At 34.9% G+C, this 24,924-nt stretch carries 19 protein-coding genes, 3 tRNA genes and 1 pseudogene; 14 read left to right on the plus strand and 9 right to left on the minus strand.

The window, feature by feature from the left end:
• Positions 1 to 62 precede the first annotated feature (62 nt).
• Positions 63 to 2,987: a glycoside hydrolase family 2 gene (locus NQ499_RS03640; RefSeq protein WP_006504372.1), complete on the plus strand. Its 2,925-nt coding sequence runs from the start codon at positions 63 to 65 to the stop codon at positions 2,985 to 2,987.
• A gap of 3 nt (positions 2,988 to 2,990) precedes the next feature.
• Positions 2,991 to 3,581 (plus strand): histidine phosphatase family protein, encoded by a 591-nt coding sequence (locus NQ499_RS03645; protein WP_006504371.1) that lies wholly within the window; start codon positions 2,991 to 2,993, stop codon positions 3,579 to 3,581.
• Positions 3,582 to 3,771: 190 nt separating this feature from the next.
• On the opposite strand, the gene NQ499_RS03650 is transcribed toward NQ499_RS03645, so the two are convergent.
• The gene (locus NQ499_RS03650; protein ID WP_259848602.1) at positions 3,772 to 4,911 is read right to left on the minus strand and encodes a transposase; all 1,140 of its coding nucleotides are present in this window, start codon (positions 4,909 to 4,911) and stop codon (positions 3,772 to 3,774) included.
• A gap of 78 nt (positions 4,912 to 4,989) precedes the next feature.
• Between NQ499_RS03650 and tnpA the strand changes: the two are divergent.
• A pseudogene (gene tnpA, locus NQ499_RS13735) lies at positions 4,990 to 5,380 on the plus strand (IS200/IS605 family transposase).
• 77 nt (positions 5,381 to 5,457) lie between these two features.
• A complete protein-coding gene (locus NQ499_RS03665; RefSeq protein ID WP_006507171.1) occupies positions 5,458 to 6,669 on the plus strand; it encodes a MalY/PatB family protein in 1,212 nt (403 codons plus the stop codon).
• Positions 6,670 to 6,749: 80 nt separating this feature from the next.
• Here the strand turns inward: NQ499_RS03665 and NQ499_RS03670 are convergent.
• The 3 genes from NQ499_RS03670 to NQ499_RS03680 form a co-directional block, all read right to left on the minus strand.
• Positions 6,750 to 6,825 (minus strand) — tRNA-Ala (locus tag NQ499_RS03670).
• 18 nt (positions 6,826 to 6,843) lie between these two features.
• Positions 6,844 to 6,920, minus strand: a tRNA-Ile gene (locus NQ499_RS03675).
• Positions 6,921 to 6,940: 20 nt separating this feature from the next.
• Positions 6,941 to 7,017 (minus strand) — tRNA-Ile (locus NQ499_RS03680).
• 242 nt (positions 7,018 to 7,259) lie between these two features.
• Here NQ499_RS03680 and NQ499_RS03685 point away from each other — a divergent pair.
• Positions 7,260 to 8,396 (plus strand): IS30 family transposase, encoded by a 1,137-nt coding sequence (locus tag NQ499_RS03685; protein ID WP_215657699.1) that lies wholly within the window; start codon positions 7,260 to 7,262, stop codon positions 8,394 to 8,396.
• 112 nt (positions 8,397 to 8,508) lie between these two features.
• On the opposite strand, the gene NQ499_RS03690 is transcribed toward NQ499_RS03685, so the two are convergent.
• The gene (locus NQ499_RS03690) at positions 8,509 to 9,744 is read right to left on the minus strand and encodes a 6-phosphofructokinase (protein WP_006507152.1); all 1,236 of its coding nucleotides are present in this window, start codon (positions 9,742 to 9,744) and stop codon (positions 8,509 to 8,511) included.
• A gap of 244 nt (positions 9,745 to 9,988) precedes the next feature.
• Here NQ499_RS03690 and NQ499_RS03695 point away from each other — a divergent pair, with 244 nt between their 5' ends.
• Positions 9,989 to 11,125 carry an IS30 family transposase gene (locus NQ499_RS03695; protein ID WP_259848584.1) on the plus strand — a complete coding sequence of 379 codons (1,137 nt, stop codon included), beginning with the start codon at positions 9,989 to 9,991 and terminating at the stop codon, positions 11,123 to 11,125.
• 103 nt (positions 11,126 to 11,228) lie between these two features.
• Here the strand turns inward: NQ499_RS03695 and NQ499_RS03700 are convergent, their stop codons facing one another.
• A complete protein-coding gene (locus tag NQ499_RS03700) occupies positions 11,229 to 12,389 on the minus strand; it encodes an MFS transporter (RefSeq protein ID WP_006506432.1) in 1,161 nt (386 codons plus the stop codon).
• Between the two features lie 763 nt (positions 12,390 to 13,152).
• On the opposite strand from NQ499_RS03700, the gene nifJ reads away from it, so the two are divergent.
• Both nifJ and NQ499_RS03710 read left to right on the plus strand, forming a co-directional pair.
• Positions 13,153 to 16,686 (plus strand): pyruvate:ferredoxin (flavodoxin) oxidoreductase, encoded by a 3,534-nt coding sequence (gene nifJ / locus NQ499_RS03705; RefSeq protein WP_006506430.1) that lies wholly within the window; start codon positions 13,153 to 13,155, stop codon positions 16,684 to 16,686.
• Between the two features lie 116 nt (positions 16,687 to 16,802).
• Positions 16,803 to 17,030 (plus strand): hypothetical protein, encoded by a 228-nt coding sequence (locus NQ499_RS03710; RefSeq protein WP_006506429.1) that lies wholly within the window; start codon positions 16,803 to 16,805, stop codon positions 17,028 to 17,030.
• A gap of 76 nt (positions 17,031 to 17,106) precedes the next feature.
• On the opposite strand, the gene NQ499_RS03715 is transcribed toward NQ499_RS03710, so the two are convergent.
• Genes NQ499_RS03715 through NQ499_RS03725 form a run of 3 tightly spaced genes read right to left on the minus strand, consistent with a single transcriptional unit; the run spans position 17,107 to position 19,483 of the window.
• The gene (locus tag NQ499_RS03715; RefSeq protein WP_040390079.1) at positions 17,107 to 17,511 is read right to left on the minus strand and encodes an HIT family protein; all 405 of its coding nucleotides are present in this window, start codon (positions 17,509 to 17,511) and stop codon (positions 17,107 to 17,109) included.
• A gap of 53 nt (positions 17,512 to 17,564) precedes the next feature.
• Positions 17,565 to 18,512, minus strand: a complete 948-nt coding sequence (locus tag NQ499_RS03720; protein WP_238319888.1) for a hypothetical protein — start codon at positions 18,510 to 18,512, stop codon at positions 17,565 to 17,567.
• A 5-nt stretch (positions 18,513 to 18,517) separates the two neighbouring features.
• The gene (locus NQ499_RS03725) at positions 18,518 to 19,483 is read right to left on the minus strand and encodes a peptidylprolyl isomerase (RefSeq protein WP_006506426.1); all 966 of its coding nucleotides are present in this window, start codon (positions 19,481 to 19,483) and stop codon (positions 18,518 to 18,520) included.
• A gap of 153 nt (positions 19,484 to 19,636) precedes the next feature.
• Here NQ499_RS03725 and sufC point away from each other — a divergent pair, with 153 nt between their 5' ends.
• The 6 genes from sufC to NQ499_RS03755 are packed head-to-tail and all read left to right on the plus strand — an operon-like array spanning position 19,637 to position 24,920.
• Positions 19,637 to 20,461 carry a Fe-S cluster assembly ATPase SufC gene (gene sufC, locus NQ499_RS03730; protein WP_006506425.1) on the plus strand — a complete coding sequence of 275 codons (825 nt, stop codon included), beginning with the start codon at positions 19,637 to 19,639 and terminating at the stop codon, positions 20,459 to 20,461.
• On the plus strand, positions 20,454 to 21,335 hold the full coding sequence (locus NQ499_RS03735; RefSeq protein ID WP_006506424.1) for a SufB/SufD family protein: 882 nt from the start codon (positions 20,454 to 20,456) through the stop codon (positions 21,333 to 21,335). Before sufC ends, NQ499_RS03735 begins: the two co-directional genes overlap by 8 nt.
• Positions 21,336 to 21,337: 2 nt before the next feature.
• The gene (locus NQ499_RS03740) at positions 21,338 to 22,570 is read left to right on the plus strand and encodes an aminotransferase class V-fold PLP-dependent enzyme (RefSeq protein ID WP_006506423.1); all 1,233 of its coding nucleotides are present in this window, start codon (positions 21,338 to 21,340) and stop codon (positions 22,568 to 22,570) included.
• Positions 22,554 to 22,991: a Fe-S cluster assembly sulfur transfer protein SufU gene (sufU, locus tag NQ499_RS03745; RefSeq protein WP_006506422.1), complete on the plus strand. Its 438-nt coding sequence runs from the start codon at positions 22,554 to 22,556 to the stop codon at positions 22,989 to 22,991. The genes NQ499_RS03740 and sufU overlap by 17 nt, the downstream gene beginning before the upstream one ends.
• Positions 22,992 to 22,993: 2 nt before the next feature.
• A complete protein-coding gene (gene sufB / locus NQ499_RS03750) occupies positions 22,994 to 24,400 on the plus strand; it encodes a Fe-S cluster assembly protein SufB (protein ID WP_006506421.1) in 1,407 nt (468 codons plus the stop codon).
• On the plus strand, positions 24,393 to 24,920 hold the full coding sequence (locus NQ499_RS03755; protein WP_050772180.1) for a 5-formyltetrahydrofolate cyclo-ligase: 528 nt from the start codon (positions 24,393 to 24,395) through the stop codon (positions 24,918 to 24,920). Before sufB ends, NQ499_RS03755 begins: the two co-directional genes overlap by 8 nt.
• Positions 24,921 to 24,924: the final 4 nt, after the last annotated feature.

Genomic DNA, 24,924 nt, shown 5'->3' on the forward strand with positions numbered 1-24,924 from the left:
ATACTCCATTCCATTTTTATTTGTTCTCGTATTTTTATAATTATATTTGGAGGATAAAATATATGGAAATGAACAATGAATGGGTCAAAGACCCAAAGGTATTTAATATCAATCGTGAAAAGGCACATGCCTCAATACATCGCTATGCCTCTCTAGAGGAGATGCATACAAATAAGAGTAGTTATATCTATTCTTTAAATGGTAAATGGAAATTTCATTATGCTAATGGGTTTAATCAATTAATTAAAGATTTTTCTAACAAGGATTACAACAGTGATAACTGGGATGAAATCAATGTTCCTGGACATATTCAGTTACAGGGATATGGAACACCTATGTATGTCAATCAGATCTATCCTTGGTCTGCCACAGAACAAATCATACCAGGAGAAATCCCAGAACATAATCCAATTGGCAGCTATATTACATATTTTGATAGTTCAGTTATTAAAGATGACACAGATGTTTATATTAATTTTAACGGTGTAGAATCCGCAATGGCTTTATGGGTTAATGGAACTTTTGTAGGCTATAGTGAAGATACTTTTACACCATCACGCTTTAATATTACTTCTTTAATAGAGGAAGGAAACAACAAGATTACAGTGAATGTGTATCGCTTTAGTAGCGGAAGCTGGCTGGAGGACCAGGATTTCTGGCGTTTCTCAGGAATATTTAGAGATGTAGAACTAGAAATGGTACCTCGTACACACTTGGAAGATGTAAAGATACTTACACATTTGAATGATACATATGATCATGCTGTCGTAGAAGTGAATCCAACTGTTATTCATCCTACAAAGGTTATTTATACTTTAAAATATAATGATGAAATTATTTCGAGTCAAATAAAAGAGGATAGTACATCACTTCAATTTGAATTAGATCATCCTCATTTATGGTCTGCAGAAAAACCACACCTTTATACATTGATTATTGAAGTGATGGATGAAGAAGGTTTAGTAGAATGTATAAGCCAGCAGGTCGGTGTGAGAGAATTTAAAATCATAAATAGTATTATGTGTATCAATAGGCAGAGAATCATCTTCCACGGTGTTAATAGACATGAATTTTCTGCTTATACAGGTAGACATGTATCTTATGAAGAAACAAAACAGGATATCTTAAATATGAAGGCACACAATATCAATGCATTGCGTACATCACACTATCCTAATCAATCTTTCGTCTATGATCTATGTGATGAATATGGACTTTATGTCATTGATGAAGTGAACCTAGAAACACATGGTACATGGAGTGAGTACTTTGACAAGGAACATATTATTCCTGATAATAAGCCTGAATGGTTAGATATTATTCTAGATCGTGCAAATTCAATGTATGAAAGAGATAAGAATCATCCTTCTATTATTATATGGTCTTTAGGTAATGAATCTCACGGAGGTAAGAATCTCTATGAAATGTCTCAATTCTTAAGAAACAAAGACCAATCACGTGTCATTCATTATGAAGGTATCTTCCACGATCGTTCTTACAATGAGACAAGTGATATTGAAAGTCAGATGTATACATATGTGAAAGATATAGAAAAGTACTTAACTACACATCAGGACAAACCGTTCATTCTATGTGAATATGCACACTCAATGGGTAATAGTAATGGTGCTTTATTTAAGTATATTGATTTAGAAAAGAAATATCCTCTTTATCAGGGAGGTTTTATCTGGGATTATATCGATCAGGCACTATATCATGATGGAAAACTCTGTTATGGAGGAGATTTTAAAGAAAGACCAAGTGATTTTGATTTCTGTGGCGATGGATTAGTCTTTGCGAATCGTAAGAATACTCCTAAGATGCAGGAAGTAAAGTATTGTTATCAATATGTAGATTTCACAATCAATGAACAGGAAATCAAATTAGATAATAGATACTTATTTACTGATTTGAATGAATACACTTTACAGATTGATTTGTTATGTGACGGCTATGTCATTCAATCACAGAATGTTATTGTTGCATGTGCACCACAATACACAACTACAATCAAGAATCCTTTTGTGGTTGAAGAAGATAAAGAATATGCATTGAATATCTATTTAAAGAAAGATAATCAAGTGTATGCATATGAACAGTATATTTATAACTATGAACCTCAAACAGTAAAGAATTCTTCTTTACCAGTTAAAGTGGTAGAAGACTATTTGAATGTTGGTGTAGTAGGGAAGGACTTCAATGTCATTTTCTCAAAACAGAAGGGATTAGTGTCTTATCGTTATCATCAAGAAGAATACATTCGTGTGCCTGTAAAACCAAACTTCTTTAGAGCTTCTACAAATAATGATGTGGAAAATAAATATGGCTATCGCTATGGGGAATGGTTAACTGCAAGTTTATATGCTAAATGTCAATTTGTGAGAGTAGTTAAAGAAGAAACATCATGCAAGATTGAATATACATATGATTTACCTCGTTTACGAGATGAACTACTTTATCTTACATATACTGTATATGGTGATGGAAAAGTAGAAGTAGATATGTCTTATCAGCCTCTTGCGTCCAATATTGAAATGCCTGCATTCGGCCTATTATTCCAGTTATATAAGGATATGGAGCATGTCTCATATTATGGATTTGGTCCAGAAGAAAACTATATAGATAGAAATAAAGGGGCAATGCTTGGAAGATATGATTATAATGTCACAGACAACTGTACACCTTATCTCTACCCACAGGAATGTGGCAATAGAACACATGTTAAGGAAGTATTGATTCATGGTGAAAATAAGGTATTATTATTAGAGGGCGATGATTTTGAAATGTCAGCTTTACATTACACACCTTATGAATTAGAAAATGCACGTCATCATGATGAATTACCTGAAGCATATCAGACAGTATTATGTATTAATGAGAAGCAGATGGGTGTTGCAGGAGATGATACATGGGGTGCTAAGACACATGAAGAATTCTTATTAGATAAGAATAAGCATCATCTACACTTTGCATTTAAAGGAGAATAATCAATGAAGTTTATATTTGTAAGACATGGTAAAACACACTTTAATGAAATCAATTTAACACAGGGATGGTGTGATTCACCTTTATCAAAATTAGGCGTTAAACAGGTAGAAAACATGTCTCTGCAATTAAAGGACTATAGTATAAACAAGGCTTATACATCACCACTTGGAAGAGCGGTAGAAACATCAGAGATAATACTTCAAAGTCATAGTATTGCACCTATTTATGACAAACGTTTAAAAGAAGTGAATTTTGGAATCTTAGAAGGTATTAACACATTATTTGTTAAAGAATTGCGTATAGATGCACCTAATTGGATGGATACGCTCGAAATGGATTATCGACCATATGAGGGAGAAGATCTCCATGATGTGATTAATAAACATATAGAATCCATTAATGACATCATTGCATCAAGTAAAGAAGATGATACAGTACTTATTGTTGGACATGGCTGTTCACTTTATGGATTAGTTAAAACACTTATGCCTCATGATGAACGTTTAAGATTTCCAGATAATGCGACAGCAATCATAGTGGATTATAAAGAAGGACATTATTCACTCGATACTATTCTAAATGCCGTCTATTAAGTAACATTTCAAGTCATCCTATTATAATAATAAGGAGACAACGTCAACTACCCACGACCTAAAGGTCATGGGCTTGTAACTGCCCAGTCGTAATAACGGTTTACACCTCCGACCTTTAACCCCAATAAATATCGCTATCTAAAGTGGCGTTACATCGTAGGGTGGCTGACAGCACCCTTTGTAGCAGAGTTTACTCTGTTACAACTGTATTAGGTACTTGGCTATCTGCAAGATAATTTATTCCCATACGATACAGATTCATAGCTCCAATGCGGTCATCATTAGATTTATAACCACATTTTTTGCAAGTAAACAGATGTATCTTCTTATTGCGGTTAGACTTTTCAACATGTCCACAGCAAGGGCAGCACTGGCTTGTATAGCGAGGGTCTACCTTAATAACAGAAGATTGATTCTGTTTTGCTTTGTAGATCAGTTTCTGCTCAAGGTCATAGAAAGACCATGATACAGAAACATAACGATCTTTTGTTTTAACACGTTCTGTAGCATTGCGAATACCTGATAAATCTTCCAATACAAAGAGAGTGTGCTTTGGGTTGTTTTCAACGAGTGCCTTCGATACCTGATGGTTAATATCCTGCATCCAACGGTTTTCTCGCTGACCGATAGCTTTTAGTCTTCGTCTTGAGGATGGCGTATGTCGCATTTGGAGTTCCTTACGAAGCTTGGAATAGTTAGCACGTTTCTGTTTAATAGCTTTACCACTCACAAATCCAGACTTATGTTTGCTGTCATAAGTTGCAACAACAAAGTTAATACCTCTGTCTATACCCATAACGTTACAGATGTCAGAAATATTACTTTCTTCAACCTCATAAGTAACTGGTATATGCAGATAGTATTTACCATGTTTATTTACGAGTTTCGCAGTACCAAACTTATAAATCGTATGATCGAAATACTTAGACATTCCATCTGCAAAATAAGATAATTTCACACGACCATTAAGCGTATTGATTGAAAAACGATTTTGTGTTAAGGAATAATCTCTGTTCCAAACCAGGTCGTACTGAGGCTTTTTGAACGATGGTTTAATCCACTCATTCTGATTTTCAAGAATGGTCTTATATCTGGCGATAACAGTCTTCAAAACAGACTGAGCCATCTGCGATTTAAGGTTAAACTTTTCTCGTAAAGTAGAATACAAAGCTTTATTAAGTGAAAACTGCTTTAAGTCATGAGTGCGGAATACATAGTCTGAAACATAATTACAGGCATTACGATAAACAGACATTGTTTCATCAAGCAAAAACTTATCTGTTTCAGCTGCGATTATTTGAATTTTAGCTGTAATAGTCATCTGTTCCATAGATGTACTCCTTTCATAGATATTTCACTATATATTATATCTAATTTATAGAGAAACATCTATATTTTGAGGTGAACTGTGGATAGTAGATACAATCGTCATAACAGACGAAAATACAGCCTTAAAGTACATATAGTTCTAGTAACCAAATACCGTAAACAACTACTAAAAGGCTCTATTGCTGATGATGTTAAACAAGAGATTCTCGATATAACTAATACTCACGCTACGAAATTATTGCGATAAAAACTGACAAAGACCATATACATTTCTTATTAAGTTACGATACAGCAGATAGAGTTTGAATTGTAAAGCAGGAAACAACATACCACTTATGGCAAAAGTATAGTTCGGTCTTATCAAAACAGTATTGGAAGGAAAAATATTTTGGTCAGATGGTTATTTTGCTTGTAGCATTGGAGAAGTGTCATCAGCAACTATACAAAAATATATTGAAAGTCAGGGATAATAGATACGATTTACGAGGCTCCTCCCACCACCTATTGGCAGTGGGTTACCGCCTATGACAAACGAAAGGATTTATTTATGAAGTACGATTTTACAACAATCATTGATAGAAAAGGAAAAGATGCCATGGCCTTGGATGCAGTAGGATCTCAAAAAGGTCATGTCAAGAAACCTACTTTCCCTAAAGAAGGTTTTAGTATTATTCCAATGTGGGTGGCTGATATGAATTTTGCGACAGCACCAAGTGTAATGGATGCTCTCAATAAACGTATCGCACATCCGCTATTTGGTTATTTCTATCCATCTGATGATTATTATGAAGCCATCATGTATTGGCAGAAGACAAGAAACAATATTCATGATTTAAAGAAAGAGTATATTGGTTACGAGAATGGTGTTTTAGGATGTCTAGCAAGTGCCATTCATGCCTTTACAAAGCCGGGAGACAAGATTCTCTTCCATAGTCCTACTTATGTAGGATTTTCCACTGTATTAAATGATACAGACCGAGTGGCTGAATTAAGTCCTCTTGTAAAGGATGAAGAGGGCATGTGGCGCATGGATTATCAAGACATGGACAAGCGTATCAAAGACAATAACATTCGCTTAGCAGTTCTCTGTTCTCCTCATAATCCATGTGGACGTGTGTGGGAAAAAGAAGAACTTGAACAGGCAATGAATGTTTTCAAAGAAAATGATGTCATTGTCGTATCAGATGAAATATGGTCAGACATTGTATTTACGGGGTATAAGCATATTCCTACTTATAGTATTAGTGAAGATGCTAAAAGACGCACAATCTCTATTTATGCACCAAGTAAGACATTTAACTTAGCAGGACTTATTGGCAGCTATCATATTATTTGTGATGACTATTTAAGAGAACAGCTCAACAAAGTAGCCACTGCAACACATTACAATAGTATGAACGTTTTATCCATGCATGCTTTAATAGGTGCCTATCGTGAAGAATCTATTGAATGGGTGAATGAATTAAATCAGGTACTTGAACAGAATATGAAATATACCTATAACTTTATTAAAAATTATGTAGAAGGTATTGAAGTATCTCAAACGCAGGGGACTTATATGGTGTTCCTACATTGTGAAGACTACTGTCTAAAGAATCATCTGACTATTGATGAACTTATTCAAAAAGGATGGGATGTAGGTGTAGACTGGCAAAGTGGTGTTCAGTTCCATGATCCATGGGGTATAAGACTCAACATTGCATTACCACATGCATTATTACAGGAAGCTATGCAAAGATTAAAAGAATACGTATTCTAACACGAAAAGGACAGCCTCTCGGCTGTCCTTTAATAATAGGTAAAAAAACAGACACAAACGTGTCTGTTGATTTTTATAAATGGTGGAGCCTAGGAGGATCGAACTCCTGACCTCCTGCGTGCAAAGCAGGCGCTCTCCCAGCTGAGCTAAGGCCCCAAAGGTTTTAAATAAACATGGTGGGCCTGAATGGATTTGAACCATCGACCTCACCCTTATCAGGGGTGCGCTCTAACCAACTGAGCTACAGGCCCATGTTTAACAGTTTTAGAAATGGTGGGCCTGAATGGATTTGAACCATCGACCTCACCCTTATCAGGGGTGCGCTCTAACCAACTGAGCTACAGGCCCATTTCGTGACTGCTCACCTATAATACCATGTATAAATACACTCGTCAACAAAAAAATAAATAAAATTAAACTAAAATTAAACCCTCAATTGTAAAATGAAACTGGAATTAAGGAATTGGGATAAAGGGGCATGCCCCTTTATCCCAATTCGCGCGGCCGCAGGCCCCTATTTTCAATTTTTGTATAAAAAAAGTCCATAGAAATCGTATTATATAGTTACCACACTTTATAAGGAGATTTCTATGAACAGCATTAATATATCACAAAAAGCAAAAAATAAACACCTTAATTTTTCTCATTATGAATTCATCATCAATTCTTTGATTCAGTTCAATGCTTCCCATCCTGGTAAGCGTAACATTGGTAAGACTCAATTCATTAAAGAGTTAGCTTCTACTGTAGGTACTACTGTCTCTAATATATATTCTATCATCAAGGATGCCACTATCTCTGTTAGAGATTACAATCTCAAGGTTCATTATGAACTTTCTGCCATGGCTGCATTTGAAAAGAGATCCAAGAATCATAAGATTCCAAATAACTCTAAATTTGAAAAATCAAAAGAGTTCATCTCTCTTGTCGAACAGGAAGTAAAATCAAATAGATTATCCTCTATTGATGAGACCATAAACTATTTAAAGCTTCATCAGCCAGATATTATAAAGAATATGGTGACTGTGTCTACTAAAACATTTTACAGCTATGTCCACCAGGGAAGAACATCCATCAAACCTATTGATCTTCCACGCATGGTCAGAAGAAAGACAAAGAAGAACTGGAAGTCATACATTCCAAAAAGACAGAAAGGCACTTCCATTACCGAAAGGCCTGAATATATCAAGGACAGAGAAGAATTCGGACACTGGGAAGGTGATCTAGTTACTGGACCTAGAGATGGACAGAATGGTGCATATCTTACTCTGATTGAAAGAAAGACACGCTTCTATTATATGATTCCTATCTCTGCCAAATCTTCAAAGCAGGTCTATATGCAGATAAACAAGCTTCATAAGTTCTATGGTGATAGCTTTAAGGATATCTTTAAATCAATCACCTTTGATAACGGTAGTGAGTTTTCTAGGTGGAAGGATATAGAACAGAAGCCAAAATCAAAAGAGAAAAGAACCACTGTCTATTTTGGTAGACCCTATCATTCATGTGACAGAGCCTCAAATGAGAACTGCAATGGACTTATAAGATATTTCATTAAGAAAGGAACTGATATTAATACAATTGATAAGGAGACAACTATTGATATAAACAATAAAATAAACCAGAAGAAAAGAAAGATACTTGGATATCTTTCTTCTGAAGAACTATTTCTTAACGAACTAGCTAAACTTAATGTAACTGGTAATACTATTTTCTATAAAAACTAACTTATCTTCTTATTTCCAGTTTCTGCTTGCAATTCGGGACTAAAATTAAACTCTGAATTAAACTATAAATAAATAAATAAAGCCCCATTATTCTAAGGGACTTTATTCGTTCTTAATTTTCTTTTAAATGGGCAATATCGATATATGAAGGAATACCATTCTTATAAGTAATAGCGATTTCACCCTGAATTAATGGATATAAGTAATCATAAAGTTCTTGAGTGATATCATTACCTTCTTTAGTAATCCATTCTGCTGGAACTTTCTGTTCTAGGTTCGCAATATCCTGTACATTACTGTAGATACATTCTACAGTATATGGATCATTGTTAGTTCTCTTAACACCCATCATAACATTTGTATGATCAGCAAGTGCTGTTTCTACAGCCTTTTTACCAATAAAGAAAGATTCATCAATATCTACTTTAGAGGCAATATGCATTGCACATCTTTGTAGTACATTTAATTCGATACTTCTTACTTTACATCCAAAATGTTCTTTACAGATATTTTCTAATACCTTACCAGTACCAAAATGGATTGGATGACCAAATGCATCATACTGTTGTGAATCACCACTATCTAAGAAGTTTCCGTTTTCATCATGAATACCTTCACTTACTGCAATCATGATAGAAGACTTTTCTTTGAACTTTTCTTCAATATCCTTCAAGAAACGTTCTTTATCAAATACGACTTCCGGTAAATAAATGAGATCAGGGGCATCATTACATTCAGTTCTTGCAAGTGCACTTGCAGCAGTTAACCACCCTGCATTACGTCCCATGATTTCTACAATAGTAATTGCATCTAGCTTATAGATAGAAGAATCATAAGCAATTTCTAACATAGAGCTTGCAACATACTTTGCAGCTGAACCAAAGCCTGGAGTATGATCTGTACCCATCAAATCATTATCGATAGTCTTTGGAATCCCAATGAAGTGAATAGGGGAATTGATTGTTTCACCATAAGCAGCAAGTTTAGCCACAGTGTCCATAGAATCATTTCCACCAATATAGAAGAAATCAGTGATTTCTAAATCATTAAATTTTTTAAATAACAAGTCGTAAGTGTCTTTATCATCACTTACTGTAGGCAGCTTATAACGACAGCTTCCTAAATACATTGCTGGGGAATGCTTTAATGCATCAATTTTTTCCTCAGAATTAAATGTTGTACCTAGATCCATGAAGTGATCTTCTAATAGTCCCTGGATACCATTAATCATACCATAGATATGAGTAAATCCTTCTTTCTGGCATTGAGTAATAATACCTGCAAGAGAGGCGTTGATGGCAACCGTAGGCCCACCAGACTGACCAATAAAACAATTTTTCGTATTCATTTTATGCTCCTTTTGTATATTTCATCCCCATTTTAACATCAAATGCATTTGATAGAAAGATTTAATAGTTATTAATAGTAAAATCTGAATTGTAAAATGAAACTGGAATTAAGGAATTGGGATAAAGGGGCATGCCCCTTTATCCCAATTCGCGCGGTCGCAGGCCCACTATTCTCAATTTTTGTATAAAAAAAGTCCATAGAAATCGTATTATATAGTTACCACACTTTATAAGGAGATTTCTATGAACAGCATTAATATATCACAAAAAGCCAAAAATAAACACCTTAATTTTTCTCATTATGAATTCATCATCAATTCTTTGATTCAGTTCAATGCTTCCCATTCTGGTAAGCGTAACATTGGCAAGACTCAATTCATTAGAGATTTAGCTTCTACTGTAGGCACTACCGTCTCTAATGTCTATTCAGTCATTAAGGATGCCACTATAACTATCAAAGATACTCATCTTAAAATTCATTATGAACTTTCTGCCATGGCTGCATTCGAAAAGAGATCAAAGATTCATAAAATTCCAAATAACTCTAAATTTGAAGAATCAAAAGAGTTCATCTCTCTTGTCGAACAGGAAATTAAATCAAATAGATTATCCTCTATTGATGAGACCATAAACTATTTAAGGATTCATCAGCCAGACAGAATAAAGAATATGGTGACTGTGTCTACTAAAACTTTTTACAACTATGTACATCAGGGAAAAACATCCATCAAGCCTCTTGATCTTCCTCGCATGGTCAGAAGAAAGACAAAAAAGAACTGGAAGTCATACATTCCAAAAAGACAGAAAGGCACTTCCATTACCGAAAGGCCTGAATATATCAAGAATAGAGAAGAATTCGGACACTGGGAAGGTGATCTAGTTACTGGACCTAGAGACGGACAGAATGGTGCATATCTTACTCTCATTGAAAGAAAGACACGCTTCTATTATATGATTCCCATCTCTGCTAAATCTTCAAAGCAGGTCTATATGCAGATAAACAAGCTTCATAAGTTTTATGGTGATAGCTTTAAGGATATCTTTAAATCAATCACCTTTGATAACGGTAGTGAGTTTTCTAGATGGAAGGATATAGAGCAGAAGCCAAAATCAAAAGAGAAAAGAACCACTGTCTATTTCGGTAGACCCTATCATTCATGTGACAGAGCCTCAAATGAGAACTGCAATGGACTTATAAGATATTTTATTACGAAAGGAACTGATATTAATACAATTGATAAGGAGACAACTATTGATATAAACAATAAAATAAACCAGAAGAAAAGAAAGATACTTGGATACCTTTCTTCTGAAGAACTATTTCTTAACGAACTAGCTAAACTTAATGTAACTGATAATACCATTTTCTATAAAATCTAATTTATCTTCTTATTTCCAGTTTCTGCTTGCAATTCGGGTATTAATAGTAAAAATACAGGATGATAATTAATTATACTAAAAAAGGATACCCCCTAAGGATATCCTATTTGCTGCGGAATTTTATAAAACTAATGAATGCAGCAACAAGTACAATCATTGCGCCTACAAAACCGATGAAGTTTAAAGAAGTGTTTGTATAAACGACTCCACCTAGCCAGGTACCACTTCCAATCCCTAGATTGAAGATAGCTGAGAAAATTGCCATGGCAACAGATGAAGCGGCTGTAGAAACACATCCAATGATTTCAGCCTGAAAGCTTGTTTGAAAAGCCATTGCGGCTATACCCCAGATAGCACATACTAATATGATCATATACATATTGATTGAAGCAGGATATAGAAGGCCTAGAGCACCTGCAAAACCAAATAGAACTGTTTGTACAAATGCAAAACGATGATCATCATAATATCGAGAAAAGAGATAACTTCCTGAAAGTCCAGCAACACCAAATAACATTAATGTGATAGTCACTAGGTGGCTTGGAAATCCAGCAACTCTCTGTAAAAATGGTTCAATATAACTATAAGTTGTATAGTATCCAGTTGCAAAAAGGAATGTAATGATATAAGTAATCATTAGTCTTGAATTCTTGAAAAGTTCTGGAAGCTGATTGATAGAAAATGATTCTGTATTTTCTATCTTTGGGAATACGAATGCAAGATAGACAAGGACTAGGAATGAAATGACTGCCACACATAAGAAAGTCATTCTCCATCCAATCTTAAGTCCAATCATTCTACCAAGTGGCATTCCAAGAACCATTGCGATAGCAGTTCCGGTAATAATAGCACTGAGTGCTTTTGATTGATGTTCTTTAGATACGACACGGACTGCAAGTGGTGAAGCAATAGCCCAGAAAATAGAATGTGCACAGGCAACACCAATACGTGATACGACTAGAAATGGAAAACCAATGGAAATAACAGAAAGCACCTGGCATGTGGAAAATACAGTAAGTGTGCCTAATAAAAGTTTCTTTGGTTTTATTTTACATGCAAATAACATAAGTGGCAGAGACAATATTGTCACAGTCCATGAGTAAGCTGTGATCATGACACCAGCTTGTGCTGCTGTCATGTTGAAATTATTGGAAATATCTGTCAACAAACCTATTGGCATGAATTCAGATGTATTTACTAAAAAAGCTGAAATAGTCATACCGATTAACGGAAGCCATTCTTTTAAAGACATTTTTGTTTTCATCTATATAACTCCTCCCCATTTGACTGAAAAATAATAGTATAGTCAGCTCTAGAGTGTCAATGAAAAGAGTGGTAATAGTTTGAATTTTAGTTTTAGTTTGTCAATAGTCTGAGACCAGGGTTATATGCTCTGATCTTTTTTGTGTTTTCGATATCTTCTCTGATAAGTTTTTTAAATATCCCATTTTAGAATCAACACTATCAAGTTTTTCTATAATATCTGCATCAGTTTTTGTTTTCTTCTCTACTTTTCTTTCCTCCTTCTTGATTACATTATGCAACAAATCTGTTTGAATAATAATGTATATTGATATGTTAACTGCCTCGACTTAATATTCTGTATTATCTTTTTCCAGTCCTTCTGCATCTGTCCTTGTTGGCACACGCAGGATCAAAACTGCAAACCTGTGAATGTTTTCTATGTGCCTTTATTTTTTTACCTATAGTTGATTTATCTTTTCCAAGAGTAGCAGTGATAGAAGCCTTAGTAGAATCATTTCTCTTTCTGCAAGGGCAAGATGCAGATTATTATTTGATTTAGCCATGATAATCAACCTTTCATGAAATAGAGAAACAGACATCACAGTAATTATAGACCTAAAGGAGAAAAAATAACTGAAAAGAAGTGAAAGACTAAACGCAACTTTGACCGCCTAAAGTGGAATTTAACTTTTCACTTTAGAGATAAAATACATGATAATAATTAATTATAGTATTTTATTGCATATCAGCGTATAATGGTAGATAAGGAGGATTGAAAGATTATGTCTAAGAAGTATTTATCTATGGATGGTAATACTGCTGCCGCTCATGTTGCATATGCATTTTCTGAAGTAGCAAGTATCTATCCAATTACCCCTTCTTCACCAATGGCTGAACATGCTGAAGAATGGGCTTCGCAGGGAAGAAAAAATATTTTTGGCTCTGCTGTAAACGTAGTTGAAATGCAGTCAGAAGCAGGTGCTGCTGGGGCTGTACATGGTGCTTTACAGGGTGGTGCTTTAGCTACTACATTTACTGCATCTCAGGGTCTATTATTAATGATTCCTAACCTTTATAAAATTCAGGGTGAAATGCTTCCAGGTGTTTTCCATGTAGCTGCAAGAGCTCTTGCAACTAGTTCATTAAATATCTTTGGGGATCATCAGGACGTTTATGCCTGCCGTCAGACAGGTATTCCTATGCTTTGTTCACATTCTGTACAGGAAGTTATGGATTTAGCTGGTGTTGCACACTTAACTGCAATTAAAGCAGGTGTACCATTTATCCATTTCTTTGATGGTTTCAGAACATCTCACGAAATTCAGAAAGTAGAAGTTCTTGATTATGAAACTTTAGCTTCATTAGTAGATTATGATGCAATTAAGAAATTTAAAGCAAACGCACTTAACCCACATACTAATCCAGTAGAACGTGGTGGTGCAGATAATGATGATATCTATTTCCAGAGCAGAGAAGCTCAGAATAAGCATTATGATGCAGTTGTAGAAATTGCTGCAGATTACATGAAGAAGATTTCTGAAATTACTGGTAGAGAATATGCTCCATTTACATACTATGGTGATCCAGAAGCAGATAGAGTTATTATCGCAATGGGTTCAGTAACTGAAACTATTAAAGATACTATTGATGAAATGGCTAAAGAAGGAGAAAAGGTTGGTGTAATCAAAGTACATCTTTATAGACCATTCTCTCCAAAATACTTAAAGGCTGTTTTACCAGCAACTGCTAAGAAGATTGCTGTACTTGACCGTACTAAGGAAATGGGTGCTACTGGTGAACCATTATACCTTGATGTATGTTCAGTCATTAGAGATGCTGATACATTAGTTATTGGTGGTCGTTATGGTATGGGTTCTAAGGATACTACACCTCAGCATATCAAGGCTGTTTATGATCACTTAAATTCAGATAATCCATTTACAGGATTCACAATTGGTATCAAGGATGATGTAACTCATTTATCATTACCTGATGTTCATGGATTCCATATCAATTCTGGTGTTACTCAGTGCTTATTCTATGGTTTAGGTTCTGATGGTACTGTATCTGCAAATAAGTCTTCTATCAAGATTATTGGTGATAATACTGATTTATACTGCCAGGCTTATTTCGCATATGACTCTAAGAAGGCTGGTGGAGCTACTCGTTCTAACTTAAGATTTGGTAATAAGCCAATTAGAGCAACTTACTATGTAAATAGAGCAGACTTCATCTCTTGTTCATTAGACAACTACTGCTTAAAGTATGATATGTTGAAGAACTTAAAAGATGGTGGACGTTTCTTATTAAATACTGAATTTACTAAAGAAGAAATCGCTGATTATCTTCCAAATAGAGTAAAGAAACAGTTAGCAGATAAACATGCTAAGTTCTATATTATTAATGCCAACAAGATTGCTGGTGAAATCGGTATGGGTAGACGTACAAATACTATCCTACAGTCAGCATTCTTCGCATTAAATGAACAGATTCTTCCAATCGATGAAGCTGTTACTAAGATGAAAGAAATGGCTAAGAAGTCTTATAGCAATAAGGGTGAAAATATCGTTCAGGCTAACTATAAGGCTATCGATGCTGGTAAAGATGCAATTGAAGAAGTAACTGTAGATCCAGAATGGTCTAACTTAACTGTATTACCATTAAGAAAACCAACTGGTGATGATTACTTTGATAACTTCGTAGCTCCTATCAATGCTCTTGAAGGTTATGACCTTCCAACTTCAGCATTCTTAGATAAGCTTGATGGTACTATGCAGAATGGTGTTGCAATTAAAGAAAAACGTGCAATTGCTATTCAGGTTCCTAAGTGGGAAAAAGACAACTGTATCCAGTGTAACCAGTGTGCAATGGTATGTCCTCATGCAACAATCCGTCCATTCTTAATGACTGAAGAAGAAATCAAGAATGCACCAGAAGATATTACGAATGATGTATTAAAACCAATTGGTAAGGGTGTTGAAGGATTATCATTCCGTATCCAGGTTTCTCCTGATAACTGCGTAGGTTGTGGATTATGTGCAGCCATATGTCCAGGTAAACGTGGTGAAAAGGCACTTACAATGGTTCCAGTTAAGGAAGAATTAGAACATTCTGCTTTATCTGAATATGTATACAACAATGTAGAATATAGAGATGACAAGTATCCTACAACTACAGTGAAGGGTGTTGGATTCATGAAGCCTTACTTTGAAGCTTCTGGTGCCTGCGCTGGTTGTGGTGAAACTCCATATTATCGTTTAGCTTCTCAGTTATTCGGTTCTGATATGAGAATTGCGAACGCTACTGGATGTTCATCAATCTATACTGGTTCAACTCCATCTACTCCATGTACTACTGATAAGAATGGTCATGGTATGGCTTGGGCTAACTCATTATTCGAAGATAATGCTGAATTTGGTTTCGGTATGAAACTTGCAGAAAACTACATGTCTAAACATATCTTAGAAATCATTGAAGCAAATAAGAATGATGTAGAACCAGAATTAAAAGAAATTCTTGAAAAATATGAAGCTGTTAAGGGTCAGAGAGTAGAAGAAAAGGCTCTTTATAACGAATTAGTAGAAAAAGTTGAAGCTTCAGCTAATGAACCTATCAAGGAATTACTTGATATGAAGGGTGAATTAGTGACTAAGTCTCAGTGGATCATCGGTGGTGACGGATGGGCTTATGATATCGGCTACGGAGGATTAGACCACGTTCTTGCTAATGATCAGAATGTCAATGTATTAGTTCTTGATACAGAAGTATATTCTAACACTGGTGGACAGTCTTCTAAATCATCACAGGCTGCTTCTATTGCAAAGTTCACTGCAAGTGGTAAGAAGGTTGCCAAGAAAGACTTAGCTCAGATTGCTATGGCTTATGGTCATGTATATGTTGCACAGATTGCTTTAGGTGCTAACCCAATGCAGGCTATTAAGGCTATGAAGGAAGCTGAATCTTATGATGGACCATCATTAATTATTGCTTATGCACCATGTAATGAACATCATATCAAGGGTGGATTAATTAATTCTTCAAGACAGGAAAAATGGGCTGTTGAATGTGGTTACTTCAACTTATTAAGATATGACCCACGTTTAACTGAAGAAGGTAAGAACCCACTTACAATTGATTCTAAGGCTCCTGATTATTCTAAGTTCAAAGACTTCTTAATGAGTGAAAACAGATTCTCTCAGTTAGTTAAGATCAATCCTGAAAATGCAGAAGCATTATTCGATAAGTGTCTAGTAGATGCTAAACGTCGTCGTGCAAGAGCAGAAGCACTTGCTAAAGATTTTGATGCTGCTGAATAATTCATACGAAAGAGATAGTAGAAATGCTATCTCTTTTCTTCATATTTATAACATATCAAAGAGATAGGTATATTGCTTGCTATTTGTATCTATTATTTCTATACTAGGAGTGGGTGATGGATATGAAGAGTGTACTCATAAAAGATACAACAAGAGAAGAAAGAAAAAGAATCATACAAGAAGCATTGGACTGTAATGATTCTGCAGGATGTGAGAACTGCAGTGGATGCGGCTTGTTTGGGGCTGGAGATCCCTTTGAAATGTATGAAGATTATATAGAAGGTAAAAGAGAAATCAAAGAAATTAATATGGAATTTGTTTCACGCTACTTTGTGAGAGGTTAATCACATCATAATATAAAGAGATGTCATATCATTGTGTGTACTAAAAAACAGGGATTTTTTTAAAATCCCTGTTTTTCTATTTCATGATTTCGTTGTAGATATCATCAAGATTTACAACACTTGAACGATCGGTAAATTCGATCTTGATTGGATCATTTTCTTCATATCTTGGAATAATATGAATATGGAAATGATGCACGGTCTGACCAGCGACTTCTTTCGCATTAGTAAGAATATTACATCCCTTTGCATGCATATTCTCTACAATCTTATTTGCAAGCTTCTGAGCCACTTTCATACAATGTGCCATCACTTCTGGGTCTGTTTCTAAAAAACTATCATAATGTTCCTTAGGAATGACGAGTGTATGTCCATTGGTTGTCTGTGATAAATCCAAGAATGCAATGCATGTGTCATCTTCATATACAACTTTGCCAGGAATTTCCTTAGCGGCAATCTTACAAAAAATACAATTATCCATCATATAAAACCTCCTGTATTCATTCTAACACAAAAGAGACGTTTTCACGTCTCTTAGTCTACATATTTACTAGAAATTTTCTTGATCTGTTTCTTAACCTTTTCATCATCGACAGTGAACTCATATTTCTTTAAATAGTAAGTTTCAATATCTGTTTTCACATCACCAAGGTTTAATAAGTTTTTAACAATATCATTCTTCTGAGCACTCTTATCTGTGTTATATACATAAACTACTGCATACTTACCAGTGCTTAATTTTACAGCTTCTTTATAAACACTATCAGTCTTTAATGAAGTAAATTTGCTTAAAGCTTTGATGATCTTCTTATCAACTGTAGTAGTAGAACTCTTGCTGCATACAAAACCTAAATCGGTAGAACTAGAAGTATTCGCATTCATTAAAGCGGTCATTGCATCTGCACTAGTCACTGTCTTTAATGCCTTTAATGCTTCAGATTCTTTACTATATTCAACAATCTTTAAATAAGAAACATTATATTTCTTACATACATCATTGAACTTTGTATCTAAATATTTTTCTTCTAATAGGTCAGATTTTGCTTCTGGCACAACGACTTCCTTCTCAAAAGCCTTTGCATCACTATATCCCTGATTCTTTGCATAAGTTTCAAAAGAACCAGAATATTCAGCATAACGCTGTTTAAGTTCTTTTACTTTTGCATTAATTGCATCTTTATCAGTAATCTCTTTTGCAGTAATCTTATTGTAAGCTTCATTTAATACTTCATTGGCACCATAGTTGTCTAATAAGTATTCATATAAACCTTTTTTAGTCACACTTACATCACCACTGATTACTTCTGTTGAACCATCCTTTACAGAACTTGTATAACCATCTTTATCAGCAGTCACAATATAAGCTGTAATCACTCCTACAACAAGGACAATCGCAATGACAAGTAATGCAATCATTTTCTTAGTAAGTTTAAAAGGTTTCTTTTCAACTTCTACTTTATGGATTTGTTTGTATTCTGCCATTCTCATTACTTCCTTTCTGCAGCTCTAGACTTTAAGCCTTCTTTAATTGCTTCATTGACTGCTTTTTTAATCTTTGCATCTTTATATTCAATATCATAAGTCTTGAATGCAAGATAAATGATTTGATCATCATAAGTAAGTAATGGAGACTGGATAGTCACATTCTTTAATTTCTTCTTAATCTTTTCTTTACTAGTAGAAGTACACTTTAAGATATAATAACCATCATTTCCAGTTAATACATCAGAAGTCTGTCCTTCAGTTAAAGAGAAAGCTGCTTCATTAATTGTACTACCATAAGTATTTGTTAAGTTACTTGTTGTATCTACAACACCTAAAGACCCTTTTGCACTCTTAGTAGTAGAATCATCTGAATAATCCTTGGCAACATCACCAAAGCTCTTACCATCCTTTAATAACTCCTGTACTTCTTTTAACTTTTCTTTTTCAGAATCAGTAGGATTAGAAGGATCAGAAACAGAAATCTTAATCATAGAGATCATACGAGGTGTGGCAACCTTATAATAATCTTCAAATACAGTATCATAATGTGTTTTTACATAGTGTTTGACTAATTCTGCATACTGTAAAGAATAAATAAGTTTCTTCTTATATTCACTTTCACTTGTATAACCAGCACTCTTTAAATCGCTCTTAAACTGTTTTTCATAAGAATCTTCACCATATTTGCTTTTATAAGAATTCTTAATACTATCAAGCATATCACTTGCATTATCTTTCATATCACTTGTAATAGGATATTGTTTATTGATCAACTGATCAAGAACATACTGGAATGCTGCTGACTTACCTGAACTAGTGGAAATTAATGTATCATAAACATCATCTGCATAAACATTACCTTCACTAGTTGAAGCAACTACGCTCTTTCCATCTACAGTTTTACCACCACAGCCACTTAGTAATAAAACACTCGCTAAACATAGCGCCGCTATTTTTTTGGCTTTCATACGTACCCTCCTTGCGCAACATATATATTATACATGGTAGGTGATTTTTTTCAAATAATTACCCATGTTTCACATAAAAAGACATAATTCTTTATCATATTATTTGAGGTTGAACGTTTAATCTTTTATAATGATTCTCGAGGTGAAAAAAAGATGTCAGTTTTGAGTATAAAGGATCTTCATGTAGCTATTGGTGACAAGGAGATTTTGAAGGGAATTAATCTAACAATTAATACAGGAGAAACACATGCATTGATGGGTCCTAATGGTAATGGGAAGTCAACATTATTAGGTACAATCATGGGTCATCCTAAATATAAAGTAACTCAGGGAACAATCACATTAGATGGTGAAGATGTTCTTTCTATGAGTGTAGATGAAAGAAGCCGTAAAGGATTATTTTTAGGAATGCAGTATCCACAGGAAATTCCAGGTGTCACAAACTCTGATTTCCTACGTTCTGCAATGAATGCAAGAAGAGAAAAACCATTAAGTTTATATCAGTTCATTAAGGCCATGGATCATGCCACAGAAGACTTAGAAATGGATGGTAATTTAGCACATCGTTATTTAAATGAAGGGTTCTCAGGTGGAGAAAAGAAACGTAATGAGATTCTTCAGATGAAATTGCTAGAACCTAAATTTGCATTATTAGATGAAATTGATTCAGGTCTCGATGTTGATGCGTTACGTATCGTCGCTGATAACATCAATGAAATGAGAGAAACAAAAAAGGAAGACTTTGGTCTAGTTATGGTTTCTCACTATGAAAGATTATATGAATTAGTAAAGCCTACACATGTACATGTATTAGTAGATGGAAACATTGTAGTAGAAGGAGGCTTTGAACTAATTGAAAAGATCAACAATGAAGGATATGAATGGGTAAAGAAAGAATTAGGCATTGAACTCCAAAAAGAAGACGAAGACGTTGTTTCTATCGGGGCATGTGGTCATAAGGTGACAAGCAATGTATAGTTTTGAACACTATATTCATTTTGTGGATGGGAAGGTAACAGAAGAGAATCTTCCTAAAGAAGTTGTTGTCACTGATACAACAATCACATTCAAGTATGGAGAACCCATTCAGCTTCATGTAGTGGTAGATGTAAAGAATGAAATGTCACTACATTATGTATTTGAAGACAATGTTCATGCAGAAGTGATTGAAACAAGACATGTTGAAGAAAACGGTGTATTAAATCGTACATTTACTAACGGTGCTTATTCACATGTTAATTTCTTTAATGAAAATGAAGGAACAGGAAAAAATACTTATCTCGATGAAGGGCATTCTTTTCATGATAGTATGCTTCAGCTTGGCTATTCTGAATTATCTGATGCTTCTATTGAAGCCTCTTATACATTTGAATTAGATGGTGAAGGGGCAGATGTCAGATTAAGAATGGCGGCTTTATCAAAGAATAAAGAAAAGAAACATTATAAGGTGCATATAAAACATAATGCACCCCATACTACTGGTATCATGGATAACTATGGTGTTGCGAAAGATGAAGCACATCTTGTGATTGATGGTATTGGTACAATTACAAATGGACAGAATGGTTCAGCCTCACATCAGACAAATAAGATCATTGTCTTTGATCCAAAATGTTATGCAAGTGCAAATCCATTCTTATATATTGATGAATATGATGTCCAGGCTTCTCATGCAGCTGGTGTAGGGAAGATGGATGAAGAACATCTTTATTATTTACAGTCACGTGGCTTGACTAAACGTCAGGCTATGCAGTTGATTACATATGGTTATTTAATGCCAGTAGTCGAAGTTGTAGATAATCAGATGATTAAGGAACGTTTTGAATTGGCGTTATCAAAGGTAGGTGCTTAGTTATGGTAAATTGTAAGGATACAAGAAAAGACTTTCCGATGTTGGATGGAAAGACATTAATGCATGGCAAGCCACTGATTTATTTTGATAATGGTGCGACTACATTAAAGCCTCAATGTGTGATTGATGCAGTATGTGAATATTTATCCAGCTATTCAGGAAATGCCCATCGTGGAGATTATGATTTATCTCATCAGGTGGATGTTGCTTATGAAGAAGCGAGAGAAGTGGTTCAGCATTTTATTCATGCTAAAAGAAAAGAGGAAGTTGTATTTACAAGTGGTGCAACGGATTCACTTAACTTAATTGCAAATGGTTATGCCAAAACACATTTAAAAGCAGGTGATGAAATCCTTTTGAATGTGGCAGAACATGCCTCTAATACATTACCTTGGTTTGATGTGGCGGAGGAAACAGGCGCTGTTGTGAAATATATTGAACTCGATGAAGAAGGTCGTATGACATTAGAAAATGTCAAGAAGGCTGTAACAGAGAATACAAAGATTATTTCACTTGCGATTGTGACAAATGTATTAGGTTATGAAGTACCTATCAAGGAAATCACAGAATATGCTCATTCTAAGGGTATTATTGTAGTGGCAGATGGGGCACAGAGTGTACCACATATCGTCACAGATGTTGTACGTGATGATGTGGACTTCTTAGCTTTCTCAGGTCATAAGATGTGTGGTCCTACAGGTGTTGGTGTTCTTTATGGTAAATATGAGTTATTAGAAGAAACAAAGCCGACACGTTTTGGCGGAGGATCTAATTCACGCTATAACAGCTGTGGACTTGTCACACTAAAGGAACCACCATATAAATTTGAAGCAGGTACACCTCATATTGAAGGTGTGATTGGCTTAGGTGCAGCTGTTAAATATTTACAGAGCATCGGTATGGACAATATTCGTCAAAGAGAATTAGAATTACGTCATTATGCGATTGAGAAGATGTCTCAGTTGGATAATGTCACTGTATATAATCCAAACTCAGAAGGTGCTATTGCCTTTAATATTAAAGATGTATTTGCGCAGGATGCAGCCAGCTTATTTAATACTTATGGTATTGCGGTTAGAGCGGGTGAACATTGCGCAAAGATTTTAGACGAGTTCTTAAAAGTAAGAACAACTTGTCGTGTCTCTTTCTATTTCTATAACACTGAAGAAGAAATTGATCAGTTTATTGAAGCATGTAAGAAAGGAGATGATTTCCTTGATGCATTCTTTGGATGATCCAATGATCATGAGAGAAATTATTATGGACCACTATCAGAATCCTAGAAACCATGGACTTGTAGATGATGATTCATATCAGAAAGTCAATATGGATTCAAGTACATGTATTGATGATATTGATGTCCAGGCTAAGTTTAATGGTGATGTAGTGGAAGATGTGCGTTTTGATGGTGAAGCATGTGCCATCTGTACAGCCTCTACTTCTATCATGACTGAACTAGTTAAAGGGAAGACAAAAGAAGAAGCAGCGCATATTGTGGATAACTATATGCATATGATTTATGAAAAAGAATATGATCCAGAACTTCTTGAAGAAGCAATTGCGTTTAAGAATACGCATAAGCAGGCCAATCGTATTAAGTGTGCGACTCTAGGCTGGACTGGATTCTTAAAATTATTAGAAGGAAGCGAGGAATAGAGATGGCTATTGAGAATCTTAATATTCCACAAGCTGAAGTGATAGAAGATCATCCTGATGAGGATGTATCTGTCTTCAAGACACCTAAAGGGTTAAATGAAGATATCGTTAGAGAAATATCAGCCATTAAAGAAGAACCAGAATGGATGACTGAATATCGTATCAAGTCATTAAAACAGTTCTTAAAGATGCCGATGCCTAAGTGGGGTGTTGATTTATCTAAGATGGATTTTGACGATTATACATATTATAATCGCCCATCAGACACTAAAACAGATAAATGGGAAGAAGTACCAGAAACAATCAAGAATACATTTGATCGTTTAGGTATTCCTGAAGCAGAACAGAAGTTCTTAGCAGGGGCAAGTGCTCAATATGAATCTGAAGTTGTTTATCATAATATGCTTGAAGAAGTCAAAGAGAAGGGTGTTATTTTCTTGGATATTGATTCTGGATTAAAACAGTATCCAGAAATCTTCAAGAAGTATTTTGATACTGTTATTCCATATTATGATAACAAGTTCTCTGCATTAAATGGGGCTGTCTGGTCAGGAGGATCATTTATTTATGTACCACCTCATACTAAATTAGATAAGCCATTACAGTCATATTTTAGAATCAATTCTGAACGTATGGCACAGTTTGAAAGAACTTTAATTATTGTAGATGAAGGATCCGATATCCATTATGTAGAAGGATGTACAGCACCTTCATATTCTAAAGATTCACTTCATGCTGGTGTTGTAGAAATTATTGTCGGCAAGAATGCACATTGTCGTTATACAACAATCCAGAACTGGTCTAAGAATATCTATAACCTAGTAACACAGCGTGCTAAAGTTATGGAAGGTGGATCAATGGAATGGGTGGATGGTAATATCGGTTCACTTGTTACTATGAAATACCCTTGTTGCGTTCTTGCAGGAGAAAGAGCCAAGGGCACAGTTATTACTATTGCAGTAGGGGATAAAGGTCAGATCATTGATTCTGGGGCTAAGATGATTCATGCAGCACCTCATACATCAAGTCAGATCATTTCTAAATCTATTGCCAGAAATGGTGGTAAGACAAACTATAGAGGACTTGTCCGTCATAACAAGAATGCTTATGACTGTAAGAGCAAGGTAGAATGTGATACATTAATTCTAGATAAGATTTCTACAAGTGATACAGTACCTACAAATATCATGGCTAATAATGATTCTATTATTGAACATGAAGCCACTGTATCTAAAGTATCAGAAGATCAGCTCTTCTATTTAATGAGCAGAGGTCTCACTAAAGCACAGGCAACAGAAATGATTGTCATGGGCTTCATTGAACCATTCAGCAGAGAATTACCTATGGAATATGCTGTTGAATTAAATCAGCTTATTAAGCTTGATATGTCAGAAGATGCTATTGGATAGAAAACAGATGATTAAGAAACGTCTCGATTTAGAAGAAGAGACGTTTCTTTCTTATTCAAAAAGAATTGCCTCTTATCTAGAAGAAATGCCTGCATTTAAGAATGCGAAAAGAATTGGCTTTTATATGTCATATCGCCATGAAGTGGATACACTTCATTTGATTGAGAAATATATGTTAGGAAAGGAAATCTATGTACCAAAATGTGTAGGAGAAGAACTGGATTTCCAGAGAATATATAGTATGGATGATTTAAAAGAGGGGGCTTTTCATATATTGGAACCTTCTACTAATGAACATATGGATGTTAAGGGTTTAGATGTGATTGTAGTACCATTACTTATGTTTGATGCAAATCATAATCGTATTGGCTATGGCCGTGGCTTCTATGATCGCTGTTTAAAAAAGACCAATGCTATAACGATTGGCCTGGCATTTGATTTTCAGGAAGTAGAAAATACTCATCCTCACTTGCTTGATGTACCACTTAATTACATAATTACACAAAAAGGTGTCTTCTAAGACA

This window comes from Catenibacterium mitsuokai (genome assembly GCF_025148785.1).
GTDB classification, from domain to species: Bacteria; Bacillota_I; Bacilli_A; order Erysipelotrichales; family Coprobacillaceae; genus Catenibacterium; species Catenibacterium mitsuoka.